Origin of the sequence: Nonomuraea bangladeshensis, from assembly GCF_039529455.1 — a bacterium.
Taxonomy (GTDB): Bacteria; Actinomycetota; Actinomycetes; order Streptosporangiales; family Streptosporangiaceae; genus Nonomuraea; species Nonomuraea bangladeshensis.
On sequence record NZ_BAAAMV010000015.1, the window covers coordinates 56054 to 71287 of the forward strand.

Sequence of the window (15234 nt, forward strand, 5' to 3'; positions counted from 1 at the left end):
TCCGGCGAGGGCGCTCATGAGCTCCACACCCATTCCCAACACCTTCGACGAGGAAAAGCCGCGCGATCCCTACTGGTACAAGCGCGCCGTCTTCTACGAGGTCCTCATCCGGGGCTTCGCCGATTCCAACGGCGACGGCACCGGCGACATCAAGGGACTGATCAGCAAACTCGACTATCTCCAGTGGCTGGGCGTCGACTGCCTGTGGCTGCTCCCGCTGTACGAGTCGCCCCTGCGTGACGGCGGCTACGACATCGCCGACTTCATGAAGATCCTCCCCGAGTTCGGGGACCTGGGCGACTTCGTGAAGCTCGTCGAGGAGGCGCACCGGCGGGGCATGCGGGTCATCGCCGACCTCGTCATGAACCACACCAGCGACGCCCATCCCTGGTTCCAGGCCTCCCGGCACGACCCCGAGGGGCCGTTCGGCGACTTCTACGTGTGGTCGGACACCGACGAGACGTACCAGGACGCCCGGATCATCTTCATCGACACCGAGACCTCCAACTGGACCTACGACCCGGTCCGCGGCCAGTACTACTGGCACCGCTTCTTCCACCACCAGCCGGACCTCAACTACGAGAACCCGGCGGTGCAGGACGCGATGCTGGAGGTGCTGCGCTTCTGGCTGGACCTCGGCATCGACGGGTTCCGGCTGGACGCGGTCCCCTACCTCTTCGAGGAGGAGGGCACCAACTGCGAGAACCTGCCGAGGACGCACCAGTACCTCAAGCGCATCCGGGCCGAGGTGGACCGGCTCTACCCCGACCGGGTCCTGCTGGCCGAGGCCAACCAGTGGCCGTCGGACGTGGTGGAGTACTTCGGCGACCCGGTGGGCGGCGGCGACGAGTGCCACATGGCCTTCCACTTCCCGCTGATGCCGCGCATCTTCATGGCCGTACGCAGGGAGAGCCGCTACCCGATCTCCGAGATCCTGGCCCAGACGCCGAAGATCCCCGAGCACTGCCAGTGGGGCATCTTCCTCCGCAACCACGACGAGCTGACGCTCGAGATGGTCACGGACGAAGAACGCGACTACATGTACACCGAGTACGCCAAGGACCCCCGCATGCGGGCCAACGTCGGCATCCGCCGCCGCCTGGCCCCGCTGCTGGAGAACGACCGCAACCAGATCGAGCTGTTCACCGCGCTGCTGCTGTCGCTGCCCGGCTCCCCCGTGCTCTACTACGGCGACGAGATCGGCATGGGCGACAACATCTGGCTCGGCGACCGCGACGGCGTGCGCACCCCGATGCAGTGGGATCCCGACCGCAACGCCGGCTTCTCCGACTGCGATCCCGGGCGGCTCTACCTGCCCGTGATCATGGACCCGATCTACGGCTACCAGGCCATCAACGTCGAGGCCCAGCAGAAGAACGCCGGTTCGCTGCTGCACTGGACCAGGCGCATGATCGAGATCCGCAAGCGGCACCCGGTCTTCGGCCTGGGCGAGTACGCCGAGCTCAACTCCTCCAACCCGAGCGTCCTGGCCTTCGTCAGGGAGCTGGGCGACGACCGGATGCTGTGCGTGAACAACCTGTCACGCTTCCCGCAGCCGGTCGAGCTCGACCTGCGGAGATTCGTCGGCGTCTCCCCCGTGGAAACCATGGGAGGCGTGCCATTTCCGGCAATTGGCGAACTACCGTATCTTTTGACGCTTCCTGGGCATGGGTTCTACTGGTTCACACTCCCGCCGGCCGTCATCCAGGAGGAGTAGGACGTGCTGAATGAGCTCCTTGCCGCATGGATCAGCCGCCAACGTTGGTTCGGCGGCAAGGGGCGCCCGATCGACGAGCTGTCGATCGACGCGGACGTCGTGCTGACGCCCGGACTCCGACATCTGATCGTCGCCGTGTGGCAGGACGGCTGCCGCGACCGCTACCAGCTCCTGCTGGGCGAACGCCACGACCTGCCCGACCGGCTCGCCCACGCCCTGATCGGCTCCATCGACGGCGTGTGCCTCTACGACGCCACCCACGACCCCGAGCGCACCGCGTGGCTGCTCGACGGCATGGCGCGCGACGAGACCCGCAGCGGCCTGCGCATGCGGCACGTCGAAGGGGCCGAGATCGACTCCTCGCCGCGCAGCATGGTGCTCGGGGCCGAGCAGTCCAACACCTCGCTGGTCTACGGCGACGCCTACATCTGCAAGCTCTTCCGCCGTCTCATCCCCGGCGTGAACCCGGAGCTGGAGATCGTCACGGCCCTCGCGGAGCGGAAGGCGCCGCACATCGCGCAGCCGTACGGGTGGATCGAGGCCGACCTGGACGGCACCGGGACCACGCTGGCGATCATGCAGGAGTACCTGTCGAACGCCAACGACGGCTGGGACCTCGCGCTGACCAGCGTCCGCGACCTCTACGCCAGCCCGCCGGAGACCTCCGCCGCCGAGGCGGGCGGCGACTTCGCGGGCGAGGCCCGGCGGCTCGGCGTCGCCACCGCCCGCGTGCACGAGGAGCTGGCCGCGGCCTTCCCCACGGCGACGATCGAGACGTACGAGATCAAGCGCATGGCGGAGGCGTTCCGCCGCCGGCTCGTCCGGGCCGTGGTGGAGGTGCCCGAGCTGCGGCCGCACGTGGGCGCGCTAGAAGAGGCTTACCACGAGGTGGAGCTGCTCACCGGCGCGGTGCCCGTGCAGCGGGTTCACGGCGACTACCACCTGGGCCAGGTCATGCGCACGCCCACGGACTGGGTCGTCCTCGACTTCGAGGGCGAGCCAGGACAGCCGCTGGCCGAGCGGCGGGCGCTGTCGTCGCCGCTGCGGGACGTGGCGGGCATGCTGCGCTCGTTCGACTACGCGGCCCGCCACCTGCTGGCCGGCCGCGCCGAGGCGGCCGACCTGGAGGAGCGGGCGCAGGAGTGGGCCGACCGCAACCGCGCCGCCTTCCTGGAGGGCTACCGCGAGGGCGGCGGCGTGATCGGCCGGGCCGACGCGGTGCTGCTGCGGGCGTTCGAGCTGTCCAAGGCCGTGTACGAGGTCGGCTACGAGGCCAGGAACCGCCCGACCTGGCTCCCCATCCCGCTGGCCGCCTTCAGGCCCCGCTGAGCGGTCACGCCCAGCGGGAGGCGCCAGGATGGAGGACGGGAGCGGCCTCCATCCGCCGTGCCTCCTGCTCGCCGGTGATCCGCAGCACCACGAGGATCGCGAACACCGCGGCCACCAGCATCAGCGCGATGCTCACCACGTCGAAGCGGGCCGCCGTGGCGAGCGCGTCCGCCTCCTCGGCGTTGAACAGCAGGCGCGCGGCGACGTTCGACACCCAGGCGCCCACGAGCCAGGCCGCCCACCAGGCGTGGAGCAGCCCCTTGCGGGACGACCACGAGCGGGCGGAGGCGTCCCAGATGTCGTCCACGATCTGCTTGGGGAACCAGAGCGAGACGATCGGGACGATCCAGCCGAGGATCAGCCAGGGGCGCGAGCGCCGGTGCCCGTGCGGGGCGAGGATCTCGGCGTTGGCCCGCACCCGGAACAGCCAGACCAGGAACGCCACGATCGCGGCGAGGTAGGCGACGGCCTCCACGACGCCCGAGAAGGCGTAGACGAGGTCCGCGGTGTCGATCTCCGCGTCGGTCACGGAGATCACGTCGGCGATGATCCGGTCCACGACGTCGGCGTACCAGAGGTCGATGACCGCCGCGACGACGCCGACCAGCGAGTCGGCGACGAGCGCCACGACCGCGAGGATCGCCGGTCCGCGGACCGGGCGTAAGAGCGGAGGAGGCGGAGGATATGACGGATGTGTGGGGGAAGCAGGTGGCGGGTACATTGCTGCAACCTTTCTGGCTAGGTTGACGAGCGGCGCACCAGTATGTCGAGCCAGATAGCGGTAAAGGATGGGTTATCCCATCCCGGCACGGTCTTGTGATGAACCCGGGATTTTGCACTTTCTGTGATTGTGTCGGGTATGCGGGCAGAGCCTGGGATGGACGGTCGTCTTAAGGCAGTGTTGGGAGCATGCCGATGAGGAACGAGCTCGACCGCCTCGCGGGTGGGGCGCACCACGATCCGCACTCCGTGCTCGGAGCGCACCCCACTGCCGGCGGGGTGGTCTTCCGCGCGCTGCGCCCGCTGGCCGAGCGGGTCACGGTGGTGCTGGACGACGACGGCGCCACCTTTGACATGAAACACCAGGCACACGGGGTCTTCGAGGTGCTGGTTCCCGGGCTCGACAAGGTGCCCGGCTACGCGTTGCGGGTGAAGTACGCGGGCGGCGAGCCGTTCACCGTGCGCGACCCCTACCGGCATTGGCCCACCCTGGGCGAGGTGGACCTGCATCTCATCGGCGAGGGACGGCACGAGCGGCTGTGGGAGGCGCTGGGCGCCCGCGTGATGGAGCACGAGGACACCGAGGGGGTGGCGTTCTCCGTCTGGGCGCCGAACGCGCGCGGCATCCGCGTCATCGGCGACTTCAACCACTGGGACGGCACCGCCTACCCCATGCGGTCGCTCGGCCGCTCGGGCGTGTGGGAGCTGTTCGTGCCGGGCCTGGGGGCCGGCGAGCGGTACAAGTACCAGGTCCTGGGCGCGGACGGCACCTGGCGGGAGAAGGCCGACCCCATGGCGCGGCGCACCGAGGTGCCGCCGATGACGGCCTCCGTGGTGGACAAGTCCGACTACAGCTGGCAGGACGACGCCTGGCTCGTCGAACGGCGCGAAGCGCACGCGCAGGCCAGGCCCATGAGCATCTACGAGGTGCACCTGGGGTCGTGGCGGCCCGGCCTGTCGTACGTGGAGCTGGCCGAGGAGCTGTCCGCGTACGCCGACGACATGGGCTTCACCCACGTGGAGCTGCTGCCGGTGGCCGAGCACCCGTTCGGCGGGTCGTGGGGCTATCAGGTGACCTCCTACTACGCGCCGACGGCCCGATTCGGCACCCCCGACGAGTTCCGCCACTTCGTGGACCGCATGCACCAGCGCGGCATCGGCGTGATCCTCGACTGGGTGCCCGCGCACTTCCCCATGGACGAGTGGGCACTGGCCCGCTTCGACGGCACCCCGCTCTACGAGCACGCCGACCCGGCGCGCGGCGAGCACCCCGACTGGGGCACCTACGTCTTCGACTACGGCCGCCGCGAGGTGCGCAACTTCCTGGTCGCGAACGCGCTGTTCTGGCTGAAGGAGTTCCACATCGACGGCCTGCGCGTGGACGCCGTGGCCTCGATGCTCTACCTCGACTACTCGCGGCGCGAGGGCGAGTGGACGCCGAACGTCTACGGCGGCCGGGAGAACCTCGACGCCGTCGAGTTCCTCAAGGAGATGAACGCGGTCAGCTACCGGGAGGCGCCCGGCATCTCGACCGTGGCGGAGGAGTCGACGGCCTGGCCGGGCGTGTCGCGCCCGGTGCACCTCGGCGGGCTGGGCTTCGGCTTCAAGTGGAACATGGGCTGGATGCACGACACGCTCGAATACCTGCGCCACGAGCCGGTCTTCCGCCAGTACCACCATCACCAGATGACGTTCTCGCTGCTCTACGCCTACTCCGAGAACTACGTGCTGCCGCTCTCGCACGACGAGGTGGTGCACGGCAAGGGGTCACTGCTCGGCAAGATGCCCGGCGACGAGTGGCAGCGCTTCGCGCAGCTCCGGGCGCTGCTGGCGTTCATGTGGGCGCATCCGGGCAAGCAGCTGCTGTTCATGGGCGGCGAGTTCGGCCAGGGCTCGGAGTGGTCGGAGGAGCGCGGGCTCGACTGGTGGGTGCTGGAGTTCGACGGGCACCAGGGCGTGCAGCGGCTGGTCCGCGAGCTCAACCGGATCTACAAGGACACCCCGGCGCTGTGGGAGCAGGACACCACCCCCGAGGGCTTCCGCTGGCTCGACGCCGACGACGCCTCGGGCAACACCTTCTCCTTCGTCCGCTACGCCAAGGACGGCTCGGCGGTGGCGTGCGTGGTCAACTTCAGCGGCGCGCCGCACGACGGCTACCGGCTGGGGCTGCCGTACGCGGGGCAGTGGCGCGAGGTGCTCAACACCGACGCCTACGACTACTGGGGCAGCGGCGTCGGCAACATGGGCGGGATCGAGGCGGTGGAGGAGCCGTGTCACGGGCTGCCGTACTCGACGACGCTGCGGGTGCCGCCGCTCGGCGCGGTGTGGTTCACGCACGAAGGGACGTCCGCGAACGGCTGAACGCCGGGGGTGAGGTCACTGAAAGTTCGGTGAGAACCGGACGGGGGGCCTGTGCCTGGTGGGGAAATCGCCCTAAACTCCGAGATCATCCCCTTCGGAGGAAGACGCGTGCGATTTCGCCACCTGATGGTCTGTTCGGCCGTTCTGGCGCTGATCCCGTTATCGGGGCCGGCCTACGCGGACGACCCCACCCCGACGCCGACCCCCGCCCCCACCGCGGTCCCCACGGGCGCCCCCTCACCTGTTCCCGCCACCCCTAAGGAGAAGGTCGAGGACGGTCTGGGCGCCGGCGGCGGCGCCGAACGGGCCATCGTCGAGCTGACCGACCCGGCGCAGAACGAGCCCGTGGCGAGCCAGGCGGCGGCCCAGAGCGTGGACGTGGTGCTCAAGCCCCAGAACGGGTCGTTCATGGTCGTGCAGGGCACCGCGGAGGAGCTGGCCGCGCTGGCCGCCGATCCGAGGGTCGCCTCGATCCATCGGGACCGGACGTACACGCCGGCCGACGTGGGCCCCAACCTCAAGCTCATCGGCGCCGACCAGGCGCACGCCAAGGGCCTCACGGGGACCGGCCAGGCGGTGGCGGTGCTGGACACCGGCATCGACCGCGACCACCCGTGGTTCAGCGGCCGGATCGTGGCCGAGGCGTGCTTCTCCGCCGTGGAGGCCGGCGTCGAGTCCTTGTGCCCCAACGGGCAGAGCGAGCAGATCGGCGAGGGCGCGGCCGACGCCATGACCGCCAAGTGCCTCGCCGGCGGCACGAACCTGTGCGACCACGGCAGCCACGTCGCGGGCATCGCGGCCGGCTCCGGCGGCGTCGCGCCCGGCGCGAGCATCGTCGCGGTGCAGGTGTTCAGCCGGGTCAACGACGAAGGGGTGTGCGGCGAGCCGTCGTGCGTGCTGGCGTTCGAGTCGTCGCTGCGCCTCGCGATGGACTACGTGGCCGGGCTGGACCAGCCGCTGGCGGCGGTCAACCTGAGCCTCGGCGGCGCGCTGTCGGAGACCGACTGCGACGCGAGCGAGGAGGGCGCGATCTTCAAGCCGAAGATCGACGCGCTGCTGGCCAAGGGCGTCGCGACCGTGGTGGCCGCGGGCAACGAGTCCTTCGACGGGACGTCGTACCCGGCGTGCGTCTCCTCGGCGGTGGCGGTCGGGGCGAGCGACAACGCCGACGCCATCGCGGACTTCTCGAACCGGGGGGCGGCGCTGGACCTGTTCGCGCCGGGCGTGGACGTCGAGTCGGCGGTGCCGGACAACCAGACCGTGGTCTACAGCGGCACCTCGATGGCGACGCCGCACGTGGCGGGCGCGCTCGCGCTGATGAAGCAGTCCGAGCCGGAGACGCCGATCGGCGATCTGGTCGAGAAGTTGAAGAGGACGGGGCGGCCGTACACGTACGAGTCGAACGGCGCGCAGGTCACCACGCCGCGCCTGGACCTGGCGGCGGCCCTGGCAGGGGCGGCGCCGCAGCCGCCGATCTCGCAGTCGCCCGTCGCGCCCGACCCGGACCCGTCGGACGGGACCGCTCCGGCCCCCACGGACCCGCCGGCCGACGACCCGCCGTCCGACGACCCGCCGGAGTCGCCGGCCCCGCAGCCGACGACCTCCCCTGTGCCGCTGCCCACCGTGACGGTCACCGTGACGGTGACGCCCACCCCGGCCGCCACGGCCGCGGTCTGCACGCGTGGCACTGCGGCCAAGAAGCTGTCGGCCAAGAAGTGGGCCGTCGAGGTCCACCGCAGCAGCGGCAAGCTGTCCGACGCCACGCTCACCTGCTATCTGAAGCTGATCGCGAAGTCGAGCAAGGTGTTCCCCGAGCTGACGAAGGCCTCGTCGCTGGGCAAGGCGTACCGGGTGCTGAAGAACGGCACGACCAACAAGGCCAAGCTGGACAGCGCCCTGCTGACCGCCTGGCTGAACTGGGCGCACGGCACGAACGGCACCACGGCCCTCACCGCCGCCGAGAAGGTGCGGATGGTGAGCAAGCCATCGGCGTCCGCGCTGAAGAAGGCGACAAAAAACGTTCTGAACACCGTCAAATAACATTCGTCACTCACATCGCACAAGACGCAGGCGGGGAGGAACCGGGCCGAACGCCGATTCCCGGAGGAACCCGTGAGGCTACGGTCCCTGCTCGCCTGCGTCGCCGCCCTGGCCGCCACGTCGGCGGCGCTCTGCGCGCCGCCCGCCCTGCGCGCCGACACTCGCCCCGTCCGGGAGGCGCCCGTCCCGCGTGACGGCGCCGTGGCGCTGAACGCGCACTCCAGGGGCGCCAGCGGACCCGTCGTCAGCGACGAGCTGGTGGAGGAGATCCAGACGAGAAGCCGGGTCCGCTGCATCATCGAGCTCAAGCCGGACCAGAACGTCGGGGTGGTCGCGAACGACATCGAGAAGGCGTCCGAGAGCGGCCGGGTGCTCAAGGCCAACGGCTCCTCCACCTTCTTCGTCGCCGAGGTCGACCAGCGCACGCTCGACGAGCTGCGCAAGGACCCCCGCGTCCGGGCCGTCTACAAGGACGAGCTGAGCGCCGCGGCCCCGATCGGCGCGCCCGCCATGCCGCGGGGCCTCGACGTCAGCACCGACCTGATCGGCTCGAACCGGGCCAACGCCGCCGGCTGGACCGGCCGCGGCACGACGGTCGCCGTGCTCGACACGGGGATCGACCGCCGCCACCCCTTCTTCGCCGGCCGCGTCGTGGGCGAGGCCTGCTTCTCCTCCTCCGACGCCCGCAGCGGCACCGTCTCTCTCTGCCCGAACAACCGGCCGAACCAGACCGGCGCCGGAGCGGCCGACGCGACCACGGCCCGGTGCGTCCTGGACGGCGCCAACGCCTGCTACCACGGCTCCCACGTGGCCGGGATCGCGGCCGGCCGCCTGGTCCCCGGCGCGCCGTCGAACGGAGTGGCCCCCGAGGCGGGCATCCTCGCCGTCCAGGTGTTCAGCCGGCTGGAGAATCCGCTGTCCTGCGCCTCCCTGGGGGCCAGCTCGCCCTGCCTGCTCAGCTACACCTCCGACCAGAAGCTGGCCCTGGAGTACGTGGCGCGGGTGGCGAGGGCCTACCGGGTCGCCGCGGCCAACCTGAGCCTCGGCGGCGGCGAGCCGTTCAGCCGGGCCTGCGACGCCGACCCGGCCGCGTCGGCGCTCAAGCCCCAGTTCGACGCGCTGGAGAGGCTCGGGGTGGCCACCGTGGTGGCGGCGGGCAACGAGGGCTTCACCTCCGGCGTCACCGCCCCGGCCTGCATCTCCACGGCCGTCGCCGTGGGGGCCAGCGACGCCGCCGACGCGCTGACCTCGTTCACGAACCGGGGCCCGCTGGTGGACCTGTTCGCGCCGGGGGTGGCGATCCGCTCGGCGGTGCCCGGAGGCTCGTACGTGGCCATGACCGGCACCTCCATGGCCGCGCCGCACGTCGCCGGCGTGTTCGCGCTGATGCGGCAGGCATACCCGCGCTTCTCGGTGGCGCAGACCCTGCAGCGCCTGCAGGCCACGGGCCGGCGCCTGCGGTACAGCGCGGGCGGGACGTCGATCACCACCGCCCGCGTCGCCGCCGACCGCGCCACCGCCGCCGCCACCGCCCGCACCGCCGCCTGACCTCGGGGGCAAGGGGCGCCCCGCCCCTCACCCGTAGAGCTCCGGCAGGCCGATCAACCGCACGTCGCCGGGCATGTCCTGCTGGAAGCCCGCGCCGCCGTAGCAGGCCAGCACGGTGTCCCGGGTGTCGTACCCTTTGACCGCCAGCAGGTCGCGCGCCCTCCTCAGCCGGTCCGCGTGTCCCACCGTCAGCACCTTGTCCCATTTGACCTCCCCCAGGGACAGCACCCGGCGCGGCCGGCCGTGCTCCTCAGGAGCGAGGACCGCGACGTCCACCTCGATCTGGGTACGGTTGCCAGGATCTGCCACGGTGCCGGCGGCCACGGCTCCCGGCAGGTCACCGAAGACCTCGGGTCCGGCCAGCATCGCCCACTCGCGGCACAGACTCTCGAAGTGCGGCCCCACCACCTGGGACAGGAAGCGGGACCGGGAGTCGCGCCAGGCGGCCTCCGCTCTCCCTCGCTCCAGTCGCGGCCACTCGCTCCGCATCACAGCCTCGTAGAAGACGATCAATGGTTCGCAAATGCGGTAGTGCGTCCTGCCCTTCCTGAACGCGTCGGCCTCGCGGGCGACCATGTGGGAGTCCTCCAGGACCGACAGCGGGTGACCGATGTCCGGCGACTTACGCCCCATGTGATTGGCGATGCCGCCGCGGGTGGCGTTTCCGGCGGCGATGGCGCCCAGAACCGCGTGATAGGTGACCATGTCGCGGATGTCGGTCTCCTCGGCCAGGAGGTACCTGGCCTCGCGGAACAGCGGCATCTGCCGGTTGAGCACGGTCCGCAGCACCCACCCGTCGAAGTCGACGAGGGAGGTGGGGGCGTCACCAGCCACGAACTCACGTCTGTAGGCCGGCGTGCCTCCCACGACAGAGTGCACCAGCACGGCGAGACGGGGGTCGGAGATGCCCCAGAAGTCGGCGGACGCCCGGTAGTCGAGGGGCCTGACGATCAGCTCCAGGCTCGCGCGTCCGCGCAGAGGCGCGTTGCCCGACAGGAGCCGGCCCATCACCTGCATGGCCGACCCGCACAGCAGCAGGCGGGCGTCGCTCTTCCGCGCATGTCCCCTCGGGTCCAGAGCGCGCTGGATCAGGGAGGGCAGTGACGGGGACGCCTTGGTCAGGTAGGGAAACTCGTCGATCACGATGAGACCCCGGGGGATGACGGCGAAGAGCCGCTCCAGCGCCTCGTCCCAGTCGGCGAAGGCGTATCGGCCACCGCCGGTCCGGACGGCCAGTTCGCGGCCGAAGCGTGCCAGAGCCTGGTGCTCGGTCTCCTCTGCTGCCGTGAACATGAACCCGTCCATCGCCCCCACCAGGGCGTCCAGCAGGAACGTCTTGCCCTGCCGGCGCCGGCCGCTGACGATGCCCAGCCTTACGTCTGGGCTCGGCGAGGTGGCGAACCGGACGAAACCGGCCCACTCCTCGTCGCGGTCAACACATGACTCGGCTTCGGAACAGGCTCCGTAGGAGAACCGTACAGCTAAGGTGTATGGACCTTAGCTGCATACTTCTACATCGGTCGGGCGGTAAGGGGGAAGGCGGCGGTGTCGAGGACGAGGTCGGCGGTGTGGCGGGTGGCGCGGATGGCGGCGGCGTTGGGCTCGTCCACCTCCGCCACCCAGCGCTCGGCCGCCTCCGGGGCCTTGCCGAAGCGGATGTGGCGGCGGACGAGGCGGTCGAGGCGGACGCGGTCGTCGAGGTCGGCGTACCAGACCTCGGTCATGGCGGCGCGCACCAGCGGCCACGGGTCCTGCGGGAGGAGCAGGTAGTTGCCCTCGCTGACGACCACGCGGGCCTCGGGCGGGACGGGGACGGCGCCGGCGAGGGGCTGTTCGAGGTCGCGGTCGAAGGACGGGGCGTAGACGACCGTGCCGGTCTCGGTGTGGAGGCGGCGCAGCAGGGCCAGGTAGCCGCGGGCGTCGAAGGTGTCGGGCGCGCCCTTGCGATGCCGCCGGCCGAGGCGTTCCAGCTCGACGTCGGCGAGGTGGAAGCCGTCCATCGGCACCCACACGGCGGGCAGGCCGGTCGCGGTGAGCCGGTCGGCCAGCCAGTGGGCCAGGGTGGACTTGCCCGCTCCCGGGCAGCCCGCGATGCCGAGCACGACCCGCCGGCCGCCGGCGGCCAGGTCGTGGACGCGCTCGACCAGGGCATCGGCGGGCGTGGGGCCGGCGTCGTCGGTGTTCGGTCGCACGGATCCATTGTTCCCGGCGGCCGGGTGTGGACTTCGTATGAACTGCCCAGACACGAACGGAAATGTGTCGCTTAGGGTGAGTTGTATGGACGCAGGCAAGGCGATCTTCGAAACCGTCGACAGGCTCCGCCAGCGGCGCACCGGCCCGCTGATCCTGGAGCTCGATCTCACCGAGGGCGTCACGGAAGGGCCGCCGACGGATCCGCTGGCCGCCGTGTTGTCCATGCGCAAGACGCGCCTCGCGGACGTCATCGGCGGGCTGCGGCGGGCGCGGCAGGACTCCCGGGTCAAGGGGCTGGTCGTCAAGATCGGCGGGCCGCCGCTGGGGCTCGCCATGGTGCAGGAGCTGCGCGAGGCCGTCCTCCACTTCCGGGCCAGCGGGAAGCTGACCGTCGCGTTCGCCGAGACGTTCGGCGAGTTCGCGGGCGGCACCGTGCCCTACTACCTGGCCAGCGCCTTCGAGCGGGTCTACCTGCAGCCGAGCGGGGACGTCGGGCTCACCGGCGTCGCCGTGGAGCAGCGCTTCCTCAAGGGCGCGCTGGGCAAGCTGGGCGTCGGCTACGAGGTCGGCCAGCGGCACGAGTACAAGACCGCCGCCAACACCTTCACCCAGGACCACATGACCGAGCCGCACCGCGAGTCGATCGGCCGGATCGTGGAGTCGATCACCGAGACGATGATCGACGGGATCGCGGACGGGCGGCGGCTGGACCCGGAGAAGGTGCGCGAGCTGATCGACCGGGGCCCGTTCACGGCCGGCGAGGCGCAGGAGGCCGGGCTGGTGGACGGGCTGGCGTACCGGGACGAGGTGTACGACGAGCTCAAGCGGGCCGCGGGCGCGGAGGCGAACCTGCTGTACGTCTCCCGCTACGCCCGCGCCGCCGCCGTCAGGAAGCTGCCGCACCCCGGGGCCGACGGGATCGCGCTGGTCCACGGCATCGGCATGATCAAGTCGGGCCGCAGCGGCCGGAGCCCGCTCGGCGGCGGCGGGGCCATGGGCTCCGACACGATCAGCGCCGCGCTGCGGGCCGCCCGCCGCGACGAGCACGTCAAGGCCGTGGTGTTCCGGGTGGACAGCCCCGGCGGCTCGTACGTGGCCTCCGACACGGTCTGGCGCGAGGTGGTGCTGACGCGGAAGGTCAAGCCGGTCATCGTCTCGATGGGCGACCTGGCGGCCTCCGGCGGCTACTTCGTGTCGATGGCCGCCGACGTGATCGTGGCCCAGCCGGGGACGCTGACCGGGTCGATCGGCGTGTACGGCGGCAAGCCCGTCTTCGCCGACCTTCTCCAGCGGATGGGGATAAGTACGGAAATGGTGGCCGAGGGGGCCAACGCCGGCATGTTCTCCCCCTCGCGCGCCTTCTCCCCCGAGCAGTGGGAGCGCGTCAACGCCTGGCTCGACCGCATCTACGACGACTTCGTGGGCAAGGTGGCGAGCAGCCGGGACCTCAGCAGGGAGCGTACGCACGAGCTGGCCCGCGGCCGGGTGTGGACCGGCGCGGACGCGCGGGCCAACGGCCTGGTGGACGAGCTCGGCGGCCTGGAGGACGCCCTGGCCCTCGCCAGGAAGCGGGCCGGGCTGAGCGAGAGCGCGCCGGTGCGGATGTACCCGCGGCTCAACCCGCTGGAGCGGCTGCGCGGCCCGGACTCCAGCGAGGACAAGTCCGCCGCCCTGGCCAGGATGCGGCTCGACGCCTGGGGGCCGCTGGCCCGCCTGTCGGCCGAGCTGGGCCTGCCCGCCGCCGGCCCGCTGATCCTGCCCGAGTGGTACACGATCCGCTGACCGGCACGGGCCGGCGTCGGGCCGCTGACGGAGCCGCCGCCGGAGCCGCTGACGGGCCGCCGCCGGAGCCGCCGCCGGCCCTCACACGGGGCGGTAGCGGCCCCGCAGGCGGACCAGCGGCTGGAGCGACGGGTCGACGTAGGTCACGCCGAGCACGGCGGCGATGAAGAGCGTGTGGTCGCCGGCCGGGACCACCTTCGTGGTCTCGGCCTCCAGCGCGGCCACCCCGCCCTCCACCACCAGCGCCTCCGTGTGCGCCCCCCGATGGTGCGGCAGCCCCGCCACCAGCAGGCGGGCGCTGGGCCTGCCCGGGGTGGCGAAGCGGCTGGCGACGGCCGCCTGCCCCGCCGACAGCAGGGAGGCGGCCCAGCGGTCCCGCCGGAGCAGGACCTCGTGCAGATAGCCGCCGCCGGCCAGGCTGACGAGCACGAGCGGGGGCTCCAGCGACACCGACATCAGCCCCGACACGGTGGTGCCGAGGTCGTCGCGCCCGTCGCGTACGGTCACCACGGCGACCCCGCCGGCGAGCTGCGCCATCGCCTCCGTGAACTCGCCCGTGAACTCGCTCACCGCGCGCGCACGCCGATCAGCCCAGGCCGTTGGTGGTCAGCCATTCCTTGGCCACCGTGGCGGGCTCGTCCTTGTTGACGGAGATCTGCTGCATCATCTGGAGCAGCGAGTCGGTCGTCAGCTTGGCCGAGACGGAGTTGAGCGTGGTGCGGATCGTGTCGCTCGCGCCCGCCTTGAACAGCAGCGGCGTCACGTTCTGGGCCGGGAAGACGTTCTTGGTGTCCTGGAGCGGCACCAGGTTGTTGGCGGTCATCTTGGGGTCCGTGGTGAAGACGTTGCCGACCTGGATGGTGCCGTCCTTCAGCGCGTCCGCGGTGGTGGGGCCGGTCGGCTTCCACTCCTTGAACTCGATCCCGTAGACCTCCTTGAACCGGGCCTCCCAGCGCTTCTTGAACTCCGGCGGCCCGCCCACGACCAGGGTCTTGGAGACCTTGCCGAGGTCCTCCATCGTGGTCACGGACTGCTTGGCCTGGAAGTCCTTGGTGACCGAGAGGCTGTCCTTGTCCTCGGCCGGGGAGGAGTCGAGCACCTCCAGCTCGGCGGGCAGCTTCTCCTTCAGCGCCGCGTTGACCTCGTCGGTCGTGGCGGCCGTGGCCTTGAGGTCGATGAAGGCGAGCAGGTTGCCGTTGTACTCGGGGACGATGGTCAGGCCACCGCTCTTGACCTGGTCGTAGACCGCCTCGCGGCTGCCGATGCGCGGCTTCTCCTCCACCTGCACGCCCTTGGACTCCAGGGCCTGGGCGTAGATCGAGGCGAGCAGCACGCTCTCGTCGAAGTCGAAGGAGCCGATGACGGCCTTGCCCGCGTCGGCAGCCCCGCCCGAGGCCGAGCCGGTGGGGGCCGCGCTGGAGGTGTCGAGCGGGTTGCCCGCGTTGCCGGACCCGCCGCCGCCACAGGCGGACAGCGCGAGCACCGCCGAGATCAGCACCCCCGCGATGCCGTACGTGCGTCTCATCTTGCTATTCCCTTCTAAA

11 protein-coding genes are annotated in these 15234 nt (G+C 71.1%); 6 read left to right on the plus strand and 5 right to left on the minus strand.

Annotated elements, in window-relative coordinates:
* The first annotated feature begins 16 nt into the window (after positions 1–16).
* Positions 17–1717 (plus strand): maltose alpha-D-glucosyltransferase, encoded by a 1701-nt coding sequence (treS, locus tag ABD292_RS41405; RefSeq protein ID WP_344217509.1) that lies wholly within the window; start codon positions 17–19, stop codon positions 1715–1717.
* 3 nt (positions 1718–1720) lie between these two features.
* Positions 1721–3046 (plus strand): maltokinase N-terminal cap-like domain-containing protein, encoded by a 1326-nt coding sequence (locus tag ABD292_RS41410; protein WP_344217511.1) that lies wholly within the window; start codon positions 1721–1723, stop codon positions 3044–3046.
* 4 nt (positions 3047–3050) lie between these two features.
* Here ABD292_RS41410 and ABD292_RS41415 read toward each other — a convergent pair whose 3' ends face one another.
* The gene (locus ABD292_RS41415) at positions 3051–3674 is read right to left on the minus strand and encodes a DUF4328 domain-containing protein (protein WP_344217513.1); all 624 of its coding nucleotides are present in this window, start codon (positions 3672–3674) and stop codon (positions 3051–3053) included.
* 287 nt (positions 3675–3961) lie between these two features.
* Between ABD292_RS41415 and glgB the strand changes: the two genes are divergently transcribed.
* The 3 genes from glgB to ABD292_RS41430 all read left to right on the plus strand — a co-directional run bounded on the left by glgB (position 3962) and on the right by ABD292_RS41430 (position 9715).
* Positions 3962–6127: a 1,4-alpha-glucan branching protein GlgB gene (gene glgB, locus ABD292_RS41420; protein ID WP_344217515.1), complete on the plus strand. Its 2166-nt coding sequence runs from the start codon at positions 3962–3964 to the stop codon at positions 6125–6127.
* Between the two features lie 108 nt (positions 6128–6235).
* Positions 6236–8167, plus strand: a complete 1932-nt coding sequence (locus ABD292_RS41425) for a S8 family peptidase (RefSeq protein ID WP_344217517.1) — start codon at positions 6236–6238, stop codon at positions 8165–8167.
* A 72-nt stretch (positions 8168–8239) separates the two neighbouring features.
* Complete coding sequence (locus ABD292_RS41430; RefSeq protein ID WP_344217519.1) at positions 8240–9715, plus strand: S8 family peptidase; 1476 nt, start codon at positions 8240–8242, stop codon at positions 9713–9715.
* Between the two features lie 27 nt (positions 9716–9742).
* Here ABD292_RS41430 and ABD292_RS41435 read toward each other — a convergent pair whose 3' ends face one another.
* Both ABD292_RS41435 and ABD292_RS41440 read right to left on the minus strand, forming a co-directional pair.
* A complete protein-coding gene (locus ABD292_RS41435; protein WP_344217521.1) occupies positions 9743–11008 on the minus strand; it encodes an ATP-binding protein in 1266 nt (421 codons plus the stop codon).
* A gap of 218 nt (positions 11009–11226) precedes the next feature.
* Positions 11227–11907 (minus strand): nucleoside/nucleotide kinase family protein, encoded by a 681-nt coding sequence (locus ABD292_RS41440; protein ID WP_344217523.1) that lies wholly within the window; start codon positions 11905–11907, stop codon positions 11227–11229.
* Positions 11908–11992: 85 nt separating this feature from the next.
* Here ABD292_RS41440 and sppA point away from each other — a divergent pair, with 85 nt between their 5' ends.
* Positions 11993–13690, plus strand: coding sequence for a signal peptide peptidase SppA (sppA, locus tag ABD292_RS41445; RefSeq protein ID WP_344217525.1), 1698 nt, complete (start codon positions 11993–11995; stop codon positions 13688–13690).
* Positions 13691–13771: 81 nt separating this feature from the next.
* Here sppA and ABD292_RS41450 read toward each other — a convergent pair whose 3' ends face one another.
* Positions 13772–14227 carry a flavin reductase family protein gene (locus ABD292_RS41450; protein ID WP_371251673.1) on the minus strand — a complete coding sequence of 152 codons (456 nt, stop codon included), beginning with the start codon at positions 14225–14227 and terminating at the stop codon, positions 13772–13774.
* A gap of 49 nt (positions 14228–14276) precedes the next feature.
* Positions 14277–15215 (minus strand): ABC transporter substrate-binding protein, encoded by a 939-nt coding sequence (locus ABD292_RS41455; RefSeq protein WP_344217529.1) that lies wholly within the window; start codon positions 15213–15215, stop codon positions 14277–14279.
* Between the last annotated feature and the right edge of the window lie 19 nt (positions 15216–15234).

What these genes read in the sequence shown, in the direction of transcription:
- treS (WP_344217509.1), top strand. Translation starts at nt 17, where the DNA reads ATGAGCTCCACACCCATTCCCAACACCTTCGACGAGGAAAAGCCGCGC.
- glgB (WP_344217515.1), top strand. Translation starts at nt 3,962, where the DNA reads ATGAGGAACGAGCTCGACCGCCTCGCGGGTGGGGCGCACCACGATCCG.
- ABD292_RS41435 (WP_344217521.1), bottom strand. Translation starts at nt 11,008, where the DNA reads ATGTTCACGGCAGCAGAGGAGACCGAGCACCAGGCTCTGGCACGCTTC.
- sppA (WP_344217525.1), top strand. Translation starts at nt 11,993, where the DNA reads ATGGACGCAGGCAAGGCGATCTTCGAAACCGTCGACAGGCTCCGCCAG.
- ABD292_RS41450 (WP_371251673.1), bottom strand. Translation starts at nt 14,227, where the DNA reads ATGGCGCAGCTCGCCGGCGGGGTCGCCGTGGTGACCGTACGCGACGGG.
- ABD292_RS41455 (WP_344217529.1), bottom strand. Translation starts at nt 15,215, where the DNA reads ATGAGACGCACGTACGGCATCGCGGGGGTGCTGATCTCGGCGGTGCTC.